The organism is Enterobacter sp. kpr-6 (assembly GCF_900116015.1).
Classification (GTDB): Bacteria; Pseudomonadota; Gammaproteobacteria; order Enterobacterales; family Enterobacteriaceae; genus Enterobacter_D.
This window is the reverse complement of record NZ_FOYH01000003.1, coordinates 374,098-393,090: the sequence shown is the minus strand read 5'-3', so window position 1 is coordinate 393,090 and position 18,993 is coordinate 374,098. Positions and strand designations below refer to the sequence as shown.

General features: G+C 54.3%; 12 protein-coding genes. 5 read left to right on the top strand and 7 right to left on the bottom strand.

Annotated elements, in window-relative coordinates; all coding sequences use genetic code 11:
• Nucleotides 1–2 precede the first annotated feature (2 nt).
• Nucleotides 3–7,850: a calcium-binding protein gene (locus BM373_RS21830; RefSeq protein ID WP_256214623.1), complete on the top strand. Its 7,848-nt coding sequence runs from the start codon at nucleotides 3–5 to the stop codon at nucleotides 7,848–7,850.
• 49 nt (nucleotides 7,851–7,899) lie between these two features.
• On the opposite strand, the gene gap is transcribed toward BM373_RS21830, so the two are convergent.
• Entirely contained in the window at nucleotides 7,900–8,910 is a 1,011-nt protein-coding gene (gene gap, locus BM373_RS10795; RefSeq protein WP_090461437.1) for a type I glyceraldehyde-3-phosphate dehydrogenase, read from the bottom strand.
• A gap of 78 nt (nucleotides 8,911–8,988) precedes the next feature.
• Nucleotides 8,989–9,969 (bottom strand): GlxA family transcriptional regulator, encoded by a 981-nt coding sequence (locus BM373_RS10790; protein WP_090461436.1) that lies wholly within the window; start codon nucleotides 9,967–9,969, stop codon nucleotides 8,989–8,991.
• Between the two features lie 167 nt (nucleotides 9,970–10,136).
• Here BM373_RS10790 and BM373_RS10785 point away from each other — a divergent pair, with 167 nt between their 5' ends.
• The 3 genes from BM373_RS10785 to BM373_RS10775 all read left to right on the top strand — a co-directional run bounded on the left by BM373_RS10785 (nucleotide 10,137) and on the right by BM373_RS10775 (nucleotide 14,312).
• Entirely contained in the window at nucleotides 10,137–11,363 is a 1,227-nt protein-coding gene (locus BM373_RS10785) for an MFS transporter (protein WP_090461435.1), read from the top strand.
• Nucleotides 11,364–11,505: 142 nt separating this feature from the next.
• Entirely contained in the window at nucleotides 11,506–12,717 is a 1,212-nt protein-coding gene (locus BM373_RS10780; RefSeq protein ID WP_090461434.1) for a YaaW family protein, read from the top strand.
• A gap of 11 nt (nucleotides 12,718–12,728) precedes the next feature.
• Entirely contained in the window at nucleotides 12,729–14,312 is a 1,584-nt protein-coding gene (locus BM373_RS10775; protein WP_090461433.1) for an MATE family efflux transporter, read from the top strand.
• Nucleotides 14,313–14,481: 169 nt separating this feature from the next.
• On the opposite strand, the gene BM373_RS10770 is transcribed toward BM373_RS10775, so the two are convergent.
• The 3 genes from BM373_RS10770 to BM373_RS10760 all read right to left on the bottom strand — a co-directional run bounded on the left by BM373_RS10770 (nucleotide 14,482) and on the right by BM373_RS10760 (nucleotide 16,132).
• Nucleotides 14,482–14,985: a YciE/YciF ferroxidase family protein gene (locus BM373_RS10770; RefSeq protein ID WP_090461432.1), complete on the bottom strand. Its 504-nt coding sequence runs from the start codon at nucleotides 14,983–14,985 to the stop codon at nucleotides 14,482–14,484.
• Nucleotides 14,986–15,089: 104 nt separating this feature from the next.
• Nucleotides 15,090–15,272, bottom strand: a complete 183-nt coding sequence (locus BM373_RS10765) for a con-10 family general stress protein (protein WP_090461431.1) — start codon at nucleotides 15,270–15,272, stop codon at nucleotides 15,090–15,092.
• Nucleotides 15,273–15,607: 335 nt separating this feature from the next.
• Nucleotides 15,608–16,132, bottom strand: coding sequence for a VOC family protein (locus BM373_RS10760; RefSeq protein ID WP_090461430.1), 525 nt, complete (start codon nucleotides 16,130–16,132; stop codon nucleotides 15,608–15,610).
• 196 nt (nucleotides 16,133–16,328) lie between these two features.
• Between BM373_RS10760 and BM373_RS10755 the strand changes: the two genes are divergently transcribed.
• Nucleotides 16,329–17,075 carry a phage antirepressor KilAC domain-containing protein gene (locus BM373_RS10755; protein WP_090461429.1) on the top strand — a complete coding sequence of 249 codons (747 nt, stop codon included), beginning with the start codon at nucleotides 16,329–16,331 and terminating at the stop codon, nucleotides 17,073–17,075.
• A 70-nt stretch (nucleotides 17,076–17,145) separates the two neighbouring features.
• Here BM373_RS10755 and ychF read toward each other — a convergent pair whose 3' ends face one another.
• Together ychF and pth are read right to left on the bottom strand one after the other, a co-directional pair.
• Nucleotides 17,146–18,237, bottom strand: coding sequence for a redox-regulated ATPase YchF (gene ychF / locus BM373_RS10750; protein WP_090461428.1), 1,092 nt, complete (start codon nucleotides 18,235–18,237; stop codon nucleotides 17,146–17,148).
• 127 nt (nucleotides 18,238–18,364) lie between these two features.
• On the bottom strand, nucleotides 18,365–18,949 hold the full coding sequence (gene pth, locus BM373_RS10745) for an aminoacyl-tRNA hydrolase (protein ID WP_090461427.1): 585 nt from the start codon (nucleotides 18,947–18,949) through the stop codon (nucleotides 18,365–18,367).
• Between the last annotated feature and the right edge of the window lie 44 nt (nucleotides 18,950–18,993).

Here is an 18,993-nt window from a genome sequence, read left to right as displayed (position 1 = left end):
GTATGGATATTATTTATGGTGGTGAAGGATTTAATAAATATTTAGTTGACGGGTATGACAACATCATCCTTACAGGTAAAGAAGATATCAACGGCGCTGTATTTTTAACGAAGGACGATGAACAACTGGAGCTGACGGAAGCCATCCATGCTGAAGGCGACCCGGCAGGGGTATATAAAGACACCAGTGATAATGAATACGTTTTTGATGGTGACGCGCTAGTTATTAATGATGGGTTACGGATTGAAGGTTTCAAAAAATGGGCACGTACCACCACAGCCTCTGACGGCAGCACCATCTGGTCTGCGCTGGGGATCACTATATATGAGGAAAATGAGGATGACGAGGACGAGGACGACGAGGATGGCGATGGCAATGGCGATGCCGGCAGACAGGGAGATGGCAGCCCGGATAAAAAAGCGGCTGAGTCTACGCTAGGAGATCCCATAATCATCGACCTCAATGGTAACGGTGTGGAAACTCTCTCGGGAAAAGGAGTGTACTTTGACCATGGCGGGGATGGTGTTAAAGAGCGCACGGGCTGGGTGGCTGGCACGGACGGTTTTCTGGTCCGCGATCTGAATGGTGATGGCCTCATTACAACCGGCCTGGAATTATTTGGCAATAAAACTCATCTGCGCGATGGCAGTACAGCCGGTAACGGCTACCAGGCTCTTACTGAACTGGACGATAACCTCGACGGCAGCATTGACAGCCGTGACAAAGCCTGGTCCACGCTCCAAATCTGGCAGGATAAAAACAGCGACGGCAGAACAGATGCAGGCGAGCTTTATACTCTGGCTGATGCAGGTATTGCTGCCATCAGCACCCGCTTTTCGTCATCAACTTACCAGGATGAAAACGGTGAGCATCACAGGCAAACCGGAAGTGTCACGCTGACCGACGGCACAACTGTCGCCAGTGCCGACGTCTGGTTTGAGATTAATCAATCTGACCGCTCACTTATCAATGATGTTCCCCTGACGCCGGACATTATTCGTCTGCCCAATGCGCGCGGTTTTGGTGAAGTGCCGGATTTACGCCAGGCTATGGCGAACAATAAAATATTGCAGCAAAGGGTCAATGATTATCTGGCAGAAACCGACAGCAATAAAAAATATGCCTTACTCGATGAACTGATTTATCAGTGGACAGGGGTGCAGGATGTCAGTAAGGCACAACAATATAGTGTCACTCTGCAACAGGTCGCAGCACTTGAACGATTAACCGGCTCAAAATATAACAATTTCGTTTCCGGAAACCGGGTCGGCAAAATGGATTCAGTCATGCTGGCAAAAGAATATCAGCAGTTTAAGGATTACACCGAAGCCCAGTTACTGGCGCAGACCACGCTTTATGAAGAATTAAAAGAGGTGGTACTGACCGGGTTTAATTCCGGTGTGCTCGGCGTTGTGCTTAATCTGAATGCGGCTGAATCCCTTTATAATGAACTGTATCAGTCCGGGCAATATGACAGACTGCGCGAAATGAGCGCCGCACTTATTCATCTCTCCGTTTATTCAGAATACAACCGTCAGCAACTGGCAAATCTGCGGCATAATTTAATTCTTCGTGAACCAGAGATAGCTGACTATCTGGCTCTCGACCCGGACTACTCTTTTGCAGTCGATGATATTCCTCCCGAGACGGGAACATCCGAACCAGCCAGTGATGACGATATTCCTCCCGATACGGAAACATCCGAACCAGCCAGTGATGACGAGATTCTCCGTGCGGACGAATATAAAAATCTCTGGGGTGGCGCAGGCAATGATACCTATCTGGTGAATGCCGGAGAGGGACAAGTCACAATCGCCGATTATGTATTAAGGGACGAAATAAGAGAGAAATTTGCTGATACAGATAAAGAGCGCGAGCGGGCCGTGCAGGCAGGTCAGGACACGCTGCGTTTTGGTGAAGGACTGACCTCAGAGAACGCTATTTTCAGCCGTGAGAGGGATGACCTTGTTATCACCTTTAAGGACGGCAGCGACAGCGTGACGGTGGAGGATTATTTTTATTCAGAACAATACAAAATCGAGAAGATTGTTTTCGGTGATGGCGTGGTCCTGGATATGGCAGGTGTCAGCGCGCTTGTGCTGGCTGGAACGGACGCTGACCAGACGCTGACTGCGGAGATGGCAGGCAGCGAAATCCATGCCGGCGGTGGCGACGATAAAGTGACGGGATTATGGGGTGACGATTTACTTTATGGTGACAGCGGGGACGACAAACTTTTCGGTGATGCGGGTAATGACAGACTGTCAGGCGGGACCGGCGATGACGGGTTATCAGGCGGTGATGGCGATGATGTGCTCCATGGCGGAGCGGGTATCGATGAGCTTGTCGGTGGCGCGGGGGCGGATACCTTTATATTCAATGTCGGCGATGGCATTGACATCATCGGTGCCGGCGGCTCTTACGGGAGTGAAACGGCGCAGGACACACTGCGCTTCGGAGCAGGTATCCGCCCGGAGCAGTTAGTGCTCAGTCGGATGGAAGACCACCTGGTTATCCGTCTCGACGGGAGCGAAGACCTTGTCGGTGTCGTGGACTATTTCAGTCAGAATACGTACCGCCTGGCGCAAATCGTGTTCGCTGACGGTACCGTCTGGGATGCAGACACTATTGATTCCAGAATAGTCAGAACGCTGGATGAGGCGGTGACTTACACGGCCAGTGAGGAAGGCGGCGAGTTTGAGGGCGGCAACAATAACGACACCCTGACAGGGATGGCCGGGGAGGATGCTCTCCAGGGCGGGAAAGGCGACGACTGGCTGACCGGTGGTGCAGGAGAGGATTATCTTGAAGGCGGCGAGGGCAGTGACACCTATGTATTTAATGCCGGTGACGGCCAGGATTCTGTCCGTGAATTTGCTGACGGGAGCATTAACATCCTTCGGTTTGGCGAGGGGCTGCTGGCAGAAAATGCACTGGCAGAGAACGATTATGGCAGTCTGACCATCCGCTTCCGGGACAGCGATGACAGCATCACCCTGTATGATTATTTTGACAGTGAAACGCCGCCTCTCGCACAGATCATTTTTGCCGATGGCACCGTCTGGACCAGAGACGCAATCAGGGTAATGGCACTGGAAGGTACTGATGAAGCTCAGGATTTAAGCGCATTCAGTGAGGGCAGTGAAATTCATGCCGGTGGTGGCGATGACCAGGTCCAGGGTGGCGAAGGTAATGACATTCTTTATGGCGATGGCGGCGACGATGTGCTCAGTGACTACGCCGGCCGCAATATCCTGGCGGGAGGCATGGGTAATGACATTCTCCGCGGGGGCGATGATAGCGATACCTATCTGTTTAACGCCGGCAATGGTCAGGATGTTATCCGTGAATCTTTCTGGGATAACGAAAAAGCCGATATCCTGCGCTTTGGTGACGGTCTGCTGCCTGCAAATGCCCGGCTGTCGCAAAGCGGCAATGACCTGATCGTAAGCTTTGCCGGCAGCGCAGACCGGGTGACGATGGAAGAATATTTTTTCCGTGAAGAAGGACTTATTGAGCAGATAGTCTTTGCGGACGGTACGGTGTGGGATTTGTCAGACATCAAAACGATGGTGCTGGCGGGCACGGACGAAGCGCAGACCCTGACGGCGTTTGATGAGGGCAGTGAAATTCATGCCGGAGGCGGGGATGACACGCTGAAAGGGAGCTACGGCAACGACACCCTTTTCGGTGATGCCGGTGATGATGTCCTCAGTGACTACGCTGGCAGCAATATCCTGGCCGGTGGCACAGGTAATGACATCCTTAACGGTGGTTACGAAGGCGATATCTATCTGTTTAACGCGGGCGATGGTCATGACGTTATCACTGAGCGCTCTGGCAAGGACGATGACCTGCTGCGTTTTGGCGAAGGACTGCGTGCAGGGGATGCGCTGGTTGAGCGAAACGCCGATGATCTGGTCATTCGTTTTCAGGGCACTGCCGACAGCGTGACGGTCAGGGACTATTTTTCTGACAAAGGCTACCAGGTGGAACAGTTTGCCTTCTCCGATGGCACCGTCTGGGACCAGACCGGGGTGCTGCAACAGCTCATGAACCGGGCTGGCACGGATGAGGCGCAGACGATAACCGCGCACAGCGAGGGCAGTGAAATCCATGCCGCAGGTGGCGATGATTATCTGTATGGTGCAGAAGGTAACGACATTCTGTACGGCGATGCGGGTAATGACACGCTGTACGGCGGGCCGGGCAGCAATATCCTGGCAGGCGGCACCGGAAACGATCACCTTTATGGCGGTTACGAGGATGACACCTATCTGTTTAACGCCGGTGATGGTCAGGACGTTATTGATGAATATAGCTGGGGCGCCACTGAAAGTAACACTGATATCCTGCGTTTTGGTGACGGCCTGCTGGCAGACAACGCAGTTGTCGTGCGTAGCGGCAATAATCTGATGATTCGCTTTGCCGGCAGTACCGACCAGGTCACCGTGGAAAACTATTTTACAACTGAGGAAGGAATAGTTGAGCGGATTGTCTTTGCGGACGGCACGGAGTGGAATCTGTCGGCAGTAAAACAGCGGCTGCTGACGGGAACAGATGAAGCGCAAACCCTGACGGCGTTCAGCGAGGGCAGTGAAATTCATGCTGCCGGTGGCGATGACACTGTGAACGGTAATGAGGGCGATGACGCCCTGTATGGCGATGCCGGCAACGACAGGATGTCAGGTAATAAAGGCGAAGACACCCTGTATGGTGGCGCTGGCGATGACCAGCTTTTCGGCGGTGATGCCGACGATTTACTGGCAGGCGGAGAAGATAATGACACGCTTAATGGCGATAACGGCAACGATATTCTCTACGGTGACGATGGCATAGACACCCTGAACGGTGGCTCAGGCAATGACTGGCTGAGCGGAGGGGAGGGAAGTGACACCCTCGACAGTGGTTCTGGCAGCGACACGCTCACGGGCGGCACCGACAACGACACGCTGATAGGCGGGTACGGCAGCGACAGCTATCTGTTTAATGCCGGCGACGGTCAGGATACGATCACTGAGGGCTATACCAGCACCGGGGACACGGACACCCTGCGTTTCGGCGAAGGGCTGCTGGCAGAAAACGCTGTTGTGCAGCGCAGCGGGGACGATCTGGTTATCAGTTTCCGGGACAGCACGGACAGCGTGAAGGTGACGGATTACTTCTACAGCAGTAAATATCAGGTTGAGAGTATCCTCTTTGCCGATGGCACGGTGTGGGATGTCGCTGCCGTCAAACAACGGCTGATGGATAGTGCCGGCACGGACGAGGCGCAGACTATCACGGCGTTCAGCGAGGGCAGTGAAATTCACGGCAGGGGCGGCAATGACACGCTGAACGGTGGAGCGGGCAGCGATATCCTCTACGGCGATGAAGGTGATGACGTCCTCGACAGTGGTTCCGGCAGCGACACGCTTACGGGCGGCACCGGCACCGACACACTGAAAGGCGGGTACGGCAGCGACAGCTACCTGTTCAGCGCCGGCGACGGTCAGGATACGATCACTGAGGGCTATACCAGCACCGGGGACACGGACACCCTGCGTTTCAGCGAAGGGCTGCTGGCAGAAAACGCTGTTGTGCAGTGCAGCGGGGACGATCTGGTTATCAGTTTCCGGGACTCCACCGACAGTGTGAAGGTAAAGGATTATTTCTACAGCAGTACATATCAGGTGGAAAATATCCTCTTTGCCGATGGCACAGTATGGGATGTGACCACCGTCAAAAAACGGCTGATGGAGAGTGCCGGTACGGACGAGGCGCAGACTATCACGGCGTTCAGCGAGGGCAGTGAAATTCACGGCAGGGGCGGCAACGACACGCTGAACGGTGGAACGGGCAGCGATATCCTCTACGGCGATGAAGGCAATGACATTCTCGACAGTGGTTCCGGCAGCGACACGCTTACGGGCGGCACCGGCAACGACACGCTGAAGGGCTGGTACGGCAGTGACACCTACCTGTTCAGCGCCGGCGACGGCCAGGATACGATCACTGAGGGCTATACCAGTACCGGGGACACGGACACCCTGCGCTTCGGCGAAGGACTGCTGGCAGAGAATGCCGTACTGAAACGCAGCGGTAACGATCTGATGGTCAGTTTCCGGGACTCCACCGACAGTGTGAAGGTAAAGGATTATTTCTTCAGCAGTACATACCAGGTGGAAAATATCCTCTTTGCCGACGGCACGGACTGGGATGTCAGCACAGTGAAAGCGATGATCCTTACCGGCACGGAGGAGGCGCAGACGCTCACCGCCTACACCGAAGGCAGTGAAATTCATGCCGGCGGCGGCAACGACACGCTGAACGGTGGCACGGGCAGCGATGTCCTGTACGGCGATGAAGGCAATGACATTCTCGACAGTGGTACCGGCAATGATACGCTTACGGGCGGCACCGGCAACGACACGCTGAAGGGCTGGTACGGCAGCGACATCTATCAGTTCAGCGCCGGCGACGGCCAGGATACGATCACCGAAGGTTATACCAGTACCGGGGACACTGACATCCTGCGCTTCGGTGAAGGGCTGCTGGCAGAGAATGCCGTACTGAAACGCAGCGGTAACGATCTGATAGTGAGTTTCCTGGATTCCACCGACAGCGTGAAGGTAAAAGATTATTTCTTCCGCAGTACATACCAGGTGGAAAATATCACCTTCGCCGACGGCACGGTGTGGGATGTCAACGCAGTGAAAGCGATGCTCCTTACCGGCACGGAGGAGGCGCAGACGCTCACCGCCTATGACGAAGGCAGTGAAATTCATGCCGGCGGCGGCAACGACACGCTGAAGGGTGGCACGGGCAGCGATCTCCTGTACGGCGATGCAGGCGATGACGTTCTCGACAGTGGTAACGGCAGTGACACGCTCACGGGCGGTGCCGGCAACGACACGCTGAAGGGTTACTACGGCAGCGACACCTACCTGTTCAGCGCGGGCGACGGCCAGGATACGATCACTGAGGGCTATACCAGCACCGGTGACACGGACATCCTGCGCTTCGGTGAAGGGCTGCTGGCAGAGAATGCCGTGCTGAAACGCAGCGGTAACGATCTGATGGTCGGTTTCCGGGATTCCACCGACAGCGTGAAGGTAAAGGACTATTTCTACAGCAGTAAATGCCAGGTGGAAAATATCCTCTTTGCCGACGGCACGGTATGGGATGTCAGCGCAGTGAAAGCGATAGTCCTTACCGGCACGGAGGAGGCGCAGACGCTCACCGCCTATGACGAAGGCAGCGAGATTCATGCCGGCGGCGGCAACGACACGCTGAAGGGCGGCACGGGCAGCGATGTCCTGTACGGCGAGGCAGGCAATGACATTCTCGACAGTGGTATTGGTAATGACACGCTTACGGGTGGGGCCGGCAACGACACGCTGAAGGGCTGGTACGGCAGTGACACCTATCAGTTCAGCGCGGGCGACGGCCAGGATACGATCACCGAAGGCAACATCAGCACCGGTGACACGGACATCCTGCGCTTCGGTGAAGGTCTGCTGGCGGAAAATGCTGTACTGAAGCGCAGCGGTAACGATCTGATAGTCAGTTTCCGGGACAGTACCGACAGCGTGAAGGTGACGATGTACTTCTACAGCAGCATATACCAGGTGGAGCATATCACCTTTGCTGACGGCACCGACTGGGTGCCGGAAGATATCCTCAGTCACATTGAGGATGGTATTCCGCTGCCACTGGCTGCGCCTGCGGATGCACCCGTATCGCTGAACCTTCTGCGTCAGCAGATGGCGATGTTTACGGCGGGAGATGAGAGTGATAACGATGATGCGGTAGTGGTGAGTTCGCTCAGTACCAGCCGTACAACGGTACAGTCACTGGTTAACTATTAATCCGCTCTGCCCGGCGGCGCAGGTTTGCCGCCGGGCTCTATCAACATACTTACAAACCGCGCTGTGCCATCAGTCGCGTCAGGTCAACGAGGCGGTTGGAGAAGCCCCATTCGTTGTCATACCAGGCGAGGATTTTCACCAGATTGCCACCGATCACCAGCGTTGAAAGCCCGTCGATGATGGAGGATCGCGGATCGCCCTGGTAATCGCTGGAAACCAGCGGTTCGTCGCTGTAACCGAGAATGCCCTTAAGCGGCCCGCTGGCAGCGGCCTCGCGGAAAGCGGCATTCACTTCTTCTGCCGTCACGTCACGTTTAAGCGTTACCGTCAAATCCACAATCGAAACCACCGGCACCGGTACGCGCAGGGAGTACCCGGTCAGGCGACCGTCCAGTTCGGGGATCACTTTGCCGAGCGCTTTCGCCGCACCGCTGGAGTAAGGCACAATCGACAGCGCCGCCGCGCGTGCGCCGCGCAGATCTTTCTCCGGCTGGTCGTGCAGCGCCTGGCTGTTGGTGTAGGCGTGCGTGGTGTTCATCAGGCCGTGTTCAATGCCAAAAGCCTGGTGCAGCACCTGCGCCGCCGGGGCCAGACCGTTGGTGGTGCAACTGCCGTTGCTGACTACGAAGTGTTTTTGTGGATTGTAATTCTGGTCATTTACGCCGATCACAATCGTCAGATCGTCGTTTTTACCCGGCGCGGAAATAATCACCCGTTTCGCGCCGCCGTGGGTGATGTGCACTTCGGCTTTTTCACGATCGGTGAAGAAGCCGGTCGCTTCAATCACGATGTCCACATCAAGGCTACGCCACGGAATATTTGCCGGGTCGCGTTCGGAGAAGACGCGGATTGGCTTACCGTCCACATGCAGTTCGCCTTCGCCCGCTTCAACGGGAACGCGCAGCGTGCCGAGCAGGGAGTCGTGTTTCAGCAGATGGGCCAGCGTTTTGCTGTCCGTCAGATCGTTAATCGCCACAATCTGAACATCGTCGTTTCCCAGGGCTGCCCGAAGAACGTTGCGCCCAATCCTGCCAAAACCGTTAATACCGACCTTAACCATGATTTACTCCTCTTGTGCGGTGTCTGCACTCAGAGTAGGCCGACGGGCAGGTGGCGTAAACGACAAAAAGGGATCACTTTACGCCAATTTGCGACTATGAAAGCGCTCGCGATATTCGCCGGGTGTCAGTTTCAGTTGTTTCTCAAACAGGCGGCGCAGATTGATGCTGGAACCAAAGCCGGTATCCACGGCCACGCGTGACAGCGTGTCGCGGGTCTGCTCCAGACGGTGACGGGCGGCGGCAAGCCGGGCCTCCGCAACGTAACGCGCGGGCGAGGCTCCGGTTTCGCGGGTAAAGACGCGGGTGAAATTGCGTGGGCTCATTGCCACCTGTTCCGCCAGTTTTTCCACCGACAGATCGCCGGCCAGATTATCGAGGATCCAGCGTTGCAGTCCGGCCATCGGACCGCTGGTGTCGGCATTCTGAAGCTGGAAGCGGCTGAACTGCATCTGTCCACCAGGGCGGCGCAGATACATCACCATGTCCTGCGCCACATCGCGCGCGAGGGTAAAACCGTAATCTTCCTCCACCAGCGCCAGCGTCAGATCGAAGCCGGAACTGACGCCGCCGGAGGTCCAGACCGGACCATCCTGAACATACAGCGGGCCGCTTTCCACCTGCACGCGCGGGTAGCGGGTCTGCATCTCTTCCAGCAGCCGCCAGTGGGTGGTCGCCCGGCGATCGTCAAGCAGACCGGCCTTTGCCAGTAGCAGCGCGCCACCGCAAATCGATACCACCCGGCGGGCGTGCGGGGCGGCCAGCCGCAGCCAGTCCACCACGGCGTCGCCTTCTTCTTCGCTCAGACCGCGCCCGGTGATCATGATGGTATCGCGCGGCTCGCGGGGATCGAGCTGCGGCAGGCGGTAATCTGCCAGCAGGTTTAACCCCGACTGACCGTGGATCACCTGATGCAGTTGCGTGGTGGCGAGCGTAATTTGATAGCGCGGGGACGCAGCCTCATCGATGTGCAGGCGATTGGCCTGCATCAGGATATCGGCAATACCAGCGGCTTCGAACAGCATGCCGCCATCGGGGACAATAATCAGGAATGTTTTCATGTCTTAAAAAGTACACTGATTACTTTTTAAGTCAACCCGGCAGGGCGCGCCAGAACAGCATTTTTTGCGATGCCTAATCGGGCTATAGTGGACGCTTTCTTTTATGCAGCGTGCGGCCTGACCCATAATAATCCACCGCGTCCTGCAATTACCTTTTGAGACAGGCTATGGCACCGTTATTAACCCCCAACGATGGGCGCTTATTGCAGCATCGTTCGTTTGTGGCTTTCTGGCTGGCGCGTACCAGTTCGGGCTTTGGTTTCCAGATGTTGTCGATTATTGTCGGCTGGCAGATCTATTCCCAGACGCAAAGCGCCTTCTGGCTCGGCATGATTGGGCTGGTGCAGTTTGTACCGTCGCTGACGCTCGCGCTGTGGGCGGGGCATATCGCCGACCAGTTTGACCGCCGCCGGGTGGTAATGGCAGGGCAGGTTGTTGAGTGGGTGGCGATTGTGCTGCTGGCGTGGCTGACCTGGCAGGGTGACGCCCATGTGTGGGTGATCCTCGGGCTGATTTTTGTTATCTCCTGCGCCAAAACGATCGAGTCGCCGTCGATGATCTCCATGCTGCCCGCGCTGGTGCCGAAGTCCATTCTCGCCCGCGCGACGGCGGCGAATGCGGTGTCAGGGCAGGCGGCGCAGATCGTCGGTCCGGCGCTCGGGGGCTTTCTGTATGCGGCGGGGGCCGATGTGGTTTACGCTGTTACCGCCGGGCTGTATCTGGCGTCATTGATGATGGTGTTGACGCTCAAATACGAACAGGCTCCGCCGCCGCGCACGCCAGCGACCCTGGCGACGCTGTTTGCGGGTGTAGACTTTATCCGCAAACGGCCCGACGTGCTGGGCGTGATTTCCCTCGATCTGTTCGCGGTGCTGCTCGGCGGGGCCACCGCGCTGCTGCCGATCTTTGCCCACGACGTGTTGCACACTGGCCCGATGGGGCTGGGGCTATTGCGCAGCGCTCCGGCGGTTGGTGCGCTGCTGGTGGGCTTCTGGTTAAGCCGTCGCGCATTAACCCGCAACGTCGGGATGATCATGTTTATGAGCGTGGCGGGTTTTGGCGTGGCAACGCTCTGTTTTGCCTTTTCACAATGGATGTGGCTGTCGCTGCTGGCGCTGTTCGCCCTCGGCGGCTGCGATATGGTGAGCATGGTGATCCGTGGCTCGCTGGTGCAACTTGATACGCCGGATGAGATGCGTGGCCGCGTGAATGCGGTGAATTCGATTTTTATCAATACGTCCAATCAGCTCGGTGAATTTGAATCCGGGATGCTCGCCGCCTGGCTGGGCGCGGTGCCCGCCGCCGCGATTGGCGGCATCGGCACGCTGATTGTGGTGGCGCTGTGGATGCGCTGGTTCCCCGGGTTACGCCACCGCCAGCGGCTGGAGAATTAAAAACGATTCGTGACATTACCTGTCATTACCCTCAGGCATATTTCGTGCTGAGGGTAATTAAACCATCAAGAACATCGTGGTTATGCCGATATTGAATGGCTGAATAGTCTCATAAGGCAAAGAGAAGACAGGGAAATATCAGATGAGTGAATACGATACAGCGTTGTTACCGGTCCTGAAAAATGCCACCAATGCCGAACTGGCCCCGCTGGTGGAATACATTACTAAAGCGATGAATAACAGCCTCGACAGCGAGTCGCGTTATAAAACCCACTACCCTCAGCACAATCAATACGTTGACCTTATCGATCAGGAGTTGCGTGCGTTTGGCGGCAACACCTTTGTGAATCTTTTCCGTGGCGGCGGACCGGCCTGGAAAGTCGTGGTGATTGATGTCGCTGACAAGCTCGATGCGAAGTACGAGGAAAGCTGGCCAGTAGAGCGGATTGAACTGGCAGTACTTGCTGCCATTACCCGTAAAGCCTGGAAGGAAATGGATGAAGGGCAGCGTAAAGATCTTCTCACGCAGATGGATTTGACCGCGGGTACGGCAATGCTCTTCCCGGAAGAGAGTCTGATGACCCAGTTAACGTCCAGCCGCTTCTCCAGCCTGATGCTGGCATCGCTGATTGCGAACGTGTTTGCCAGTCAGATTCTGGGGAAAACCATCGCTATGACCGCCGCGTCATTTGTGGCGTCGCGTGGTGCAGCCTCGTTTATCGGTCCGGTGGGATGGGTCGTCACGGGCCTGTGGACGGCATTTGACCTCTCCGGCCCGGCGTACCGGATTACGGTGCCCGCCGTGGCGCAAGTTGCCCTGCTGCGCCAGCGTATTAATGCCTCAGCGGAAGTAGATAAAAACTGGGACGATTACCATCGCTGGCAGGATAGTAAAGACGCAGATAGCTGGGCTTCAGTGCTGTTTAAATCCGTGGGACTTTCCACCTCTGCCCGCGTCAAAAAAGAGCGAGAAGTAGCATTTGCGCAGGGGCATAGTGCGGGCTACACCCAGGCTACGGAAGATTACAGTGCCCAGGTCATGCACAAAATGAACGAATTAAATGCCTTCGAAAAACGTTGTGAAATCATGCTCGGCATAGCCTTTGCCTGCGCGCAGTCTTCGGGCGTTTCCGCGGAACAGGTACGCTGCGATATCGAAACCTGTTGTCTTGGCATGATGGGTGGGCAGCTTTCTTCGCACCTGAACAATGTCATCACCGATCTCATCAAGGCACCCCCATCGCTTGCAGAGGCTATCCAGAAGGCAGTGGCCGCAGGGATCCCGGCGGCTCAAATTGACGCGATGCTGATGGTATTGCAGGAAGCCTTTGCACAAACAGCAGCGCAGGCCTGACGGAGGAACGGATGGACAGAAAAACACTTTTATTACGCCTTTCTCAGCAGCGTCGATTGCTTGATGCTGAATCAACTCCCCCTGTGTCAGCGCAAATGCCAATGGAAAGCGACCTCTGGCGCGCGCGTGAGACAGTACAGCAACTTCAGCAGCATTGGCGTAACGAACAGACCACGCTGATGCTGACAGAGTGCCGTCAGCGTTTATTGCACAGCATTATCGGTCCCTTTGGACTGGGAAAAGTAGTGGCTGCCTGGGATAAAGTGGGTGGCAATGTGGATACCCTGCACAATGTGCGTCAAGGCGTTTACGCCACGGAAACAGAGAAAACACGTTACGACGAGCGGGGAGAGTACAACAGCGATCCTTATCATAAGCATGATAAATACAAAGCCAAAAACGCCGAGCACAGCAGAAAGAAAAAAGCGGGCGAGGGCGTTGATGCTTATACGGGTGAAGCGCTTAAGGTCAATACGGATGCTGAGCAGGATCATCTGATTTCAGCGAAGTCCATTCATAACGACCCCGCGGTGACGCTGGCAGAGGTGAAAGGCGAAGATCTGGCGAACCACGACTCCAATCTGCATCATACACACCATTCCATCAATGAATCTAAGCAGCAGAAAAGCGCGGAAGAATACATTGACTGGTTGAATAAAAATCGGGAAAAGCGCGATCAGACCATCGCCCGCCTGGAAGAAAAAGCAAAAACCGAGCCGCTGACTCAAAAAGAACAAAACGCGCTGGAGAAATGCAAACAACAGAATGCTGTCGATCAGGAAAAAATGCGCGAACTGGACGAAGCCGCGCGTGCGCAATATGAAAGCAGTCTGCGCCAGGCCTACTATGGCAGTGCGAAATTTCGCAACTACGTGCTGAAAAGCAGTGCGATAGAAGCTGGAAAAATGGGCGCACAGCAGGCAATTGGCCTGGTATTGACGGATTTTGTCGATGGCCTGTTGCTTGAGATCCACGATAGCTGGAAAAACGGCTTTACTCAGGGGGTTGATGAAGAGTCGTTCTGGGCAGCACTGAAAGTTCGTGCGGGTCGCGTGGCGCAGCGCTGTATCGATAACTGGCGTAACGTGTTACAGGCGTTTAAAGATGGGGCGATAAGCGGACTGATCAGTAATTTGCTGACCACGCTTGTGAACACCTTTTTCACCACCGCCCGTAATCTGGTGCGAATGATCCGCGAAGGCGTTTTTTCCCTGTTCAGCGCGGCAAAAACGGTACTGATGCGTCCGGCAGAGATGAGCCGCGCCGAAGCGCTGGATGCGGCGCTGAAAATCGCAGTCAGCGGAGCTTTTGTCATTGGCGGTGTGGTGCTGGAGGAATATCTCAGCAAAACGCTTGGCGCGATGCTGATTGCACTGCCTGGTGGCCTCGTCACCACGCTGGTGGCTGTACTGACCGGGTGCATAACCGGGCTTGGCACGATGCTTACCGTGTATCTGCTTGATCGGGCCGATCTGTTTGGCTTTCAGCATCAGCAGGAGGACAAGGCGGTGCTGTCAATGCTTGAGGAGCGGCGGGAGCAGGCAGAGCTACGGCTTCAGGCGTTGCTCAATACTAACGGTATGGCGACGGAGTAGCGTTGCGTCATTGTCACCCTCACCCCAGCCCTCTCCCTGAGGGAGAGGAAGCAGATTGTGCAACTGGTTTTACGCCCTATCCCTGAGGGAGAGGGGGTAGATCGTGCGGGTGTTAAGTGCGGGCGGGTTTTTCACCCTCTCCCTGTGGGAGAGGGCCGGGGTGAGGGGATTACTCGTCTTCGTCTTCCGCATCAAGATTAATCTGCGACACCGCAATATCCGTTAATTTCTGGTCAGTCTCTTTTTCTTCTTCTAATGTTTCGGCAAGCAGATCGCTGGCATCGTCATAACCCAGTTGATCGGCTAACGTACATAATGTGCCGTAGGTTGCAATTTCATAATGTTCAACTTTTTGTGCCGCTGCGATTAATGCAGCATCGCGTACGCTGCCTTTTTCCGTACACTCAATAATTTCATCGGCTTCTTTAATAAGGCCTTCCATCGCCGCACAGGTCATCGAAATTAATTCGATATCTGATTCATTTGCCACAAGCTGATCAATACGATCAATATGGCCCTGAGTTTGTTGTAAGTGTTCCTGGAATCCGGTAACAAGTTCAGGATTTTCCGCTTCGCTGGCTAAAGTAGATAAGGCTTTGGTGAGTTGTTTTTCGGCGCTGTAAACATCGGATAAAATATGGATGAATACATCTTTCAACGTTGTGAGTTGCATAATTTTACCTGTAATAGATACGCTAAGCGAGCTGTCTCCAGCTCGCTTTATCAGCTCAATTTGAACGCTTTGGCGTTACGCAAGAAAAAATCAAACGCCAGCTATCAGCTTGATTTTTTGCCGCCGCCGCTGCTTTGGCCACCTTTACGACCCGCTTCTGACGCTTTGTCTGGATCGTTTTTAAAGTTGCCGCCACCGCCGCTGCTCTGGCCACCTTTACGTCCGGCTTCTGACGCTTTTTCTCTGTCCTGTGCGAAATTACCGGAACCACCACGTTGTTCAGCCATAATTTACTCCAGTTTTATTGCGTACATTTAATTAAGAGATTTTGTGCCGTATATTCGCCTAAGCGAGATTTAACTTTAGTTATTATTGCCTGATAGTCAAATAACCGCTCTTTTACCGCTGCGTTTCATTTTTTATAATTTAATAAAATAGCGTTGCTAATGATGACGTTAGCGCCGTATAAAAATCTCTATATTTGTTACGCTTCTGTCACATTTAAATTTATTATTTAGCTAATCAGCAGGTTGGCTACAGTTATTAATTTTATTTACATGGCCGGGATTTTAATTAATTACGATGCGGTGAAACCATGGGGTACATGGTTTCACCATGCATGTTACTGCGCCGGGATCCAACGACGACGTGTTGCACCCTCGTCATAGCGAATATCGGTCGGCAGCGTGATCAGTTCGATTAACACGCCAAACGGCGTCATGGCAAACCAGGTCTGATTGCCTTTACCTTCTTCTTGCGCAAAACAGTCGTTCGGCCCTTCAAACATTTGCGCACCGTGGGCGCGTAATGTTTCACCCGCTTCGAGAATATCGTCAACGTAAAATGAAAAATGGTTAATGCCGGGCTGGCCAGGATTTGCGGGGCGATCCTGCGCCGCAGGCTGCGTCTGAAACAATTCCACATTGCAGCCGTTGGCGAGGCGCAGCATGGATAAACCGGTTAGCTTCAGTTCGGCAGGAAAGCCATTTAGCGGATGCATATTTTCACCCGGCATTGCCTGTTGAGGGTCATCGGGGGGAACCAGTCGATAGAGGACAGAAGCGCCCAGCGCACCAATAAAAAATTTTTCCGCCTGAGACAAATCAGAAACACCGATGCCAATATGTTCGATACCGCGAAAAGTCATGTCTTCTCCCTTTTTGCATTACGTGATTGATTAATACCACTATTTTAAGCCTGGCAGAAAGGTGAGCATTGTCATTGTAGATAACGCCCCGGTAATATCAGGGCTGGATAAAATAACACTGGATATAAAACCAGTTATTGTTTATTATTTCCTCAGTTTGGTGATTATTGTATCAACGATGTGAGGGGTGAACCCTATGATGATCTCTTTAAATACTCTTCAGGCGCAGGACCACGCTGTGACGATGAGCAGCCGCGAAATCGCAAAATTGATGGGCGTTGCTCACAATGAAGTTAAGCGTATGGTGAAAAGCCTGGAAACCGCCCAGCGCCTCTCCTCACCGGTAACGGGTCATCTCTATGAACGTGAAGGTGAGATGCGGGAAGAGTTTTTGCTGAATAAAAGGGACTCGCTGTTGACGGTTGCACGCATCTCGCCAGCCTATACCGCTGAAATGCTGGATCGCTGGCAGGAACGCGAGAAAGATATCAGCCTGCCTGATTTTACGAATCCGGCTGCGGCAGCACGCGCGTGGGCTGAGCAGTATGAGCGCTGCCAGCGCGCGGAGGAGCAGCTTGAACTGTTCGCGCCAAAGGCGGCTTTTTTTGACGAGTACATCCAGGTCGATGAATCGCTGGGATTCCGTCAGCTTTGCAAAATGCTCAAGGCGAAAGAACCGGAGTTCCGCCAGTTCCTGCTGGAGCGCAATATCATGCTGCGTACCAATGGCGTGATGATGCCGGCGCAGCATCATATTCAGGCGGGTTATTTTACCGTCCACGGCGGTATGGGTGAAAACAAACGGACTTACGCGCAGGCGCGTTTTACACAGAAAGGGGTGAAGTGGATTGCAGGCCTGTGGGCCGGTCATCTTTCGACGCGTCCCCCGGAGGTAAGACTGCCTGAACGCAAAGAGCTGGCCCAGGGGCCAGGCTGGTTTTAACACCCGATCGTACAAAATAAAAATCCACGCTATTGCGTGGATTTTTGTTTATGGAGACGGCTGAAAAGCATCAGACGTTGAACAGGAAGTTCATCACGTCGCCATCTTTAACGATGTACTCTTTACCTTCAGCACGCATTTTTCCGGCTTCTTTCGCGCCCTGTTCACCTTTGTAGGTGATGAAATCTTCGAAGGCGATGGTCTGAGCGCGGATAAAGCCTTTTTCGAAATCGGTGTGGATCTTACCGGCTGCCTGCGGCGCGGTGGCACCCACCGGGATCGTCCATGCGCGAACTTCTTTTACGCCAGCGGTGAAGTAAGTTTGCAGATTCAGCAGTTCGTAACCGGCGCGGATCACGCGGTTAAGACCTGGTTCTTCCAGACCCATTTCCGCCATGAATTCTTCGCGGTCAGCGTCATCGAGTTCTGCAATATCAGCTTCAACGGCGGCGCAAACCGCAACCACTACAGAACCTTCTTTCGCTGCGATTTCACGCACTTTATCCAGGTACGGGTTGTTTTCGAAACCATCTTCATTGACGTTAGCGATGTACATGGTCGGCTTCAGCGTCAGGAAGCTCAGGTAACGGATGGCGGCTTTGTCTTCGTCGGTCAGATTCAGCGAGCGCAGCATCCCGGCTTCAGCCAGATGCGGCAGGCATTTTTCCAGAGCTACCTGCTCAGCTTTAGCGTCTTTATCGCCGCCTTTGGCTTTCTTCTGCACGCGATGCAGCGCACGTTCGCAGGTATCAAGGTCAGACAGGGCGAGTTCAGTATTGATCACGTCAATATCGTCTGCCGGATCAACCTTGTTGTTCACGTGAATAATATTGTCGTTTTCAAAGCAGCGAACCACGTGGCCAATGGCTTCAGTTTCACGGATGTTGGTCAGGAACTGGTTACCCAGGCCTTCACCTTTGGACGCACCTTTTACCAGACCGGCAATGTCCACGAATTCCATGGTGGTCGGCAGAATACGCTGCGGCTTAACGATTTCAGCCAGTTGATCCAAACGCGGGTCAGGCATTGGCACCACGCCGGTATTCGGCTCGATAGTACAGAATGGGAAGTTAGCCGCTTCGATGCCCGCTTTGGTAAGCGCATTGAACAGGGTGGATTTACCGACGTTCGGCAAGCCGACGATACCGCATTTGAATCCCATGGTTTAAATCACCTTAATGTCTTGATATTCAATCCGTTAGGTATAACAGATTGTAGAAAAGTAAATAACTTAGCCTATTATACACGTAACCGTTGCTGCGCGCGGCAAAAAAGCCTGCGCATGGCGGTTACTGTGCTTTAAAGGCGTGTAAACGGTTAGTGGCTTTGGTCAGACCGTCCTGCAACCAGATCTCTGTACAGCGCGCCGCTTCGTCTACCGCATCGTCTATCAGCTTCTGTTCTGAGACGGGCGGTTTACCCAGCACAAAACCGACAACTTTGTTTTTGTCGCCCGGATGACCAATTCCTACCCGTAAGCGATGAAAGTTAGGGTTATTGCCCAGCTTGCTGATGATATCTTTCAGCCCATTATGGCCGCCGTGGCCGCCGCCAAGTTTAAATTTGGCCACGCCAGGCGGCAAATCCAGCTCATCGTGCGCAACCAGAATCTCGTCCGGATTGATGCGATAAAACGTCGCCATCGCCGCGACCGCTTTGCCGCTTAAGTTCATAAACGTGGTCGGCACCAGCAGACGCACATCGGCACCGGCAAGGTTGATGCGTGAGGTAAAGCCAAAGAATTTAGGCTCTTCACGCAGAGGCGCACGCAGGCGTTCTGCCAGCAAGTCCACATACCAGGCCCCGGCATTGTGGCGGGTGGCGGCATATTCAGCACCTGGGTTGGCAAGACCGACAATGAGTTTAATCGTCACAGCTAATTTCCTGAAGGGATTACATTCTGGGGCGTAGTTTACGT

Bases quoted from the DNA above. Each gene is read 5' to 3' on its own strand.
- BM373_RS21830 (WP_256214623.1), top strand. From the start codon at position 3: ATGGATATTATTTATGGTGGTGAAGGATTTAATAAATATTTAGTTGAC.
- BM373_RS10765 (WP_090461431.1), bottom strand. From the start codon at position 15,272: ATGGCTGAACAACGTGGTGGTTCCGGTAATTTCGCACAGGACAGAGAA.
- ychF (WP_090461428.1), bottom strand. From the start codon at position 18,237: ATGGGATTCAAATGCGGTATCGTCGGCTTGCCGAACGTCGGTAAATCC.
- BM373_RS10760 (WP_090461430.1), bottom strand. From the start codon at position 16,132: ATGACTTTTCGCGGTATCGAACATATTGGCATCGGTGTTTCTGATTTG.
- BM373_RS10770 (WP_090461432.1), bottom strand. From the start codon at position 14,985: ATGCAACTCACAACGTTGAAAGATGTATTCATCCATATTTTATCCGAT.
- gap (WP_090461437.1), bottom strand. From the start codon at position 8,910: ATGGTTAAGGTCGGTATTAACGGTTTTGGCAGGATTGGGCGCAACGTT.
- BM373_RS10780 (WP_090461434.1), top strand. From the start codon at position 11,506: ATGAGTGAATACGATACAGCGTTGTTACCGGTCCTGAAAAATGCCACC.
- BM373_RS10790 (WP_090461436.1), bottom strand. From the start codon at position 9,969: ATGAAAACATTCCTGATTATTGTCCCCGATGGCGGCATGCTGTTCGAA.
- BM373_RS10785 (WP_090461435.1), top strand. From the start codon at position 10,137: ATGGCACCGTTATTAACCCCCAACGATGGGCGCTTATTGCAGCATCGT.
- BM373_RS10775 (WP_090461433.1), top strand. From the start codon at position 12,729: ATGGACAGAAAAACACTTTTATTACGCCTTTCTCAGCAGCGTCGATTG.
- BM373_RS10755 (WP_090461429.1), top strand. From the start codon at position 16,329: ATGATGATCTCTTTAAATACTCTTCAGGCGCAGGACCACGCTGTGACG.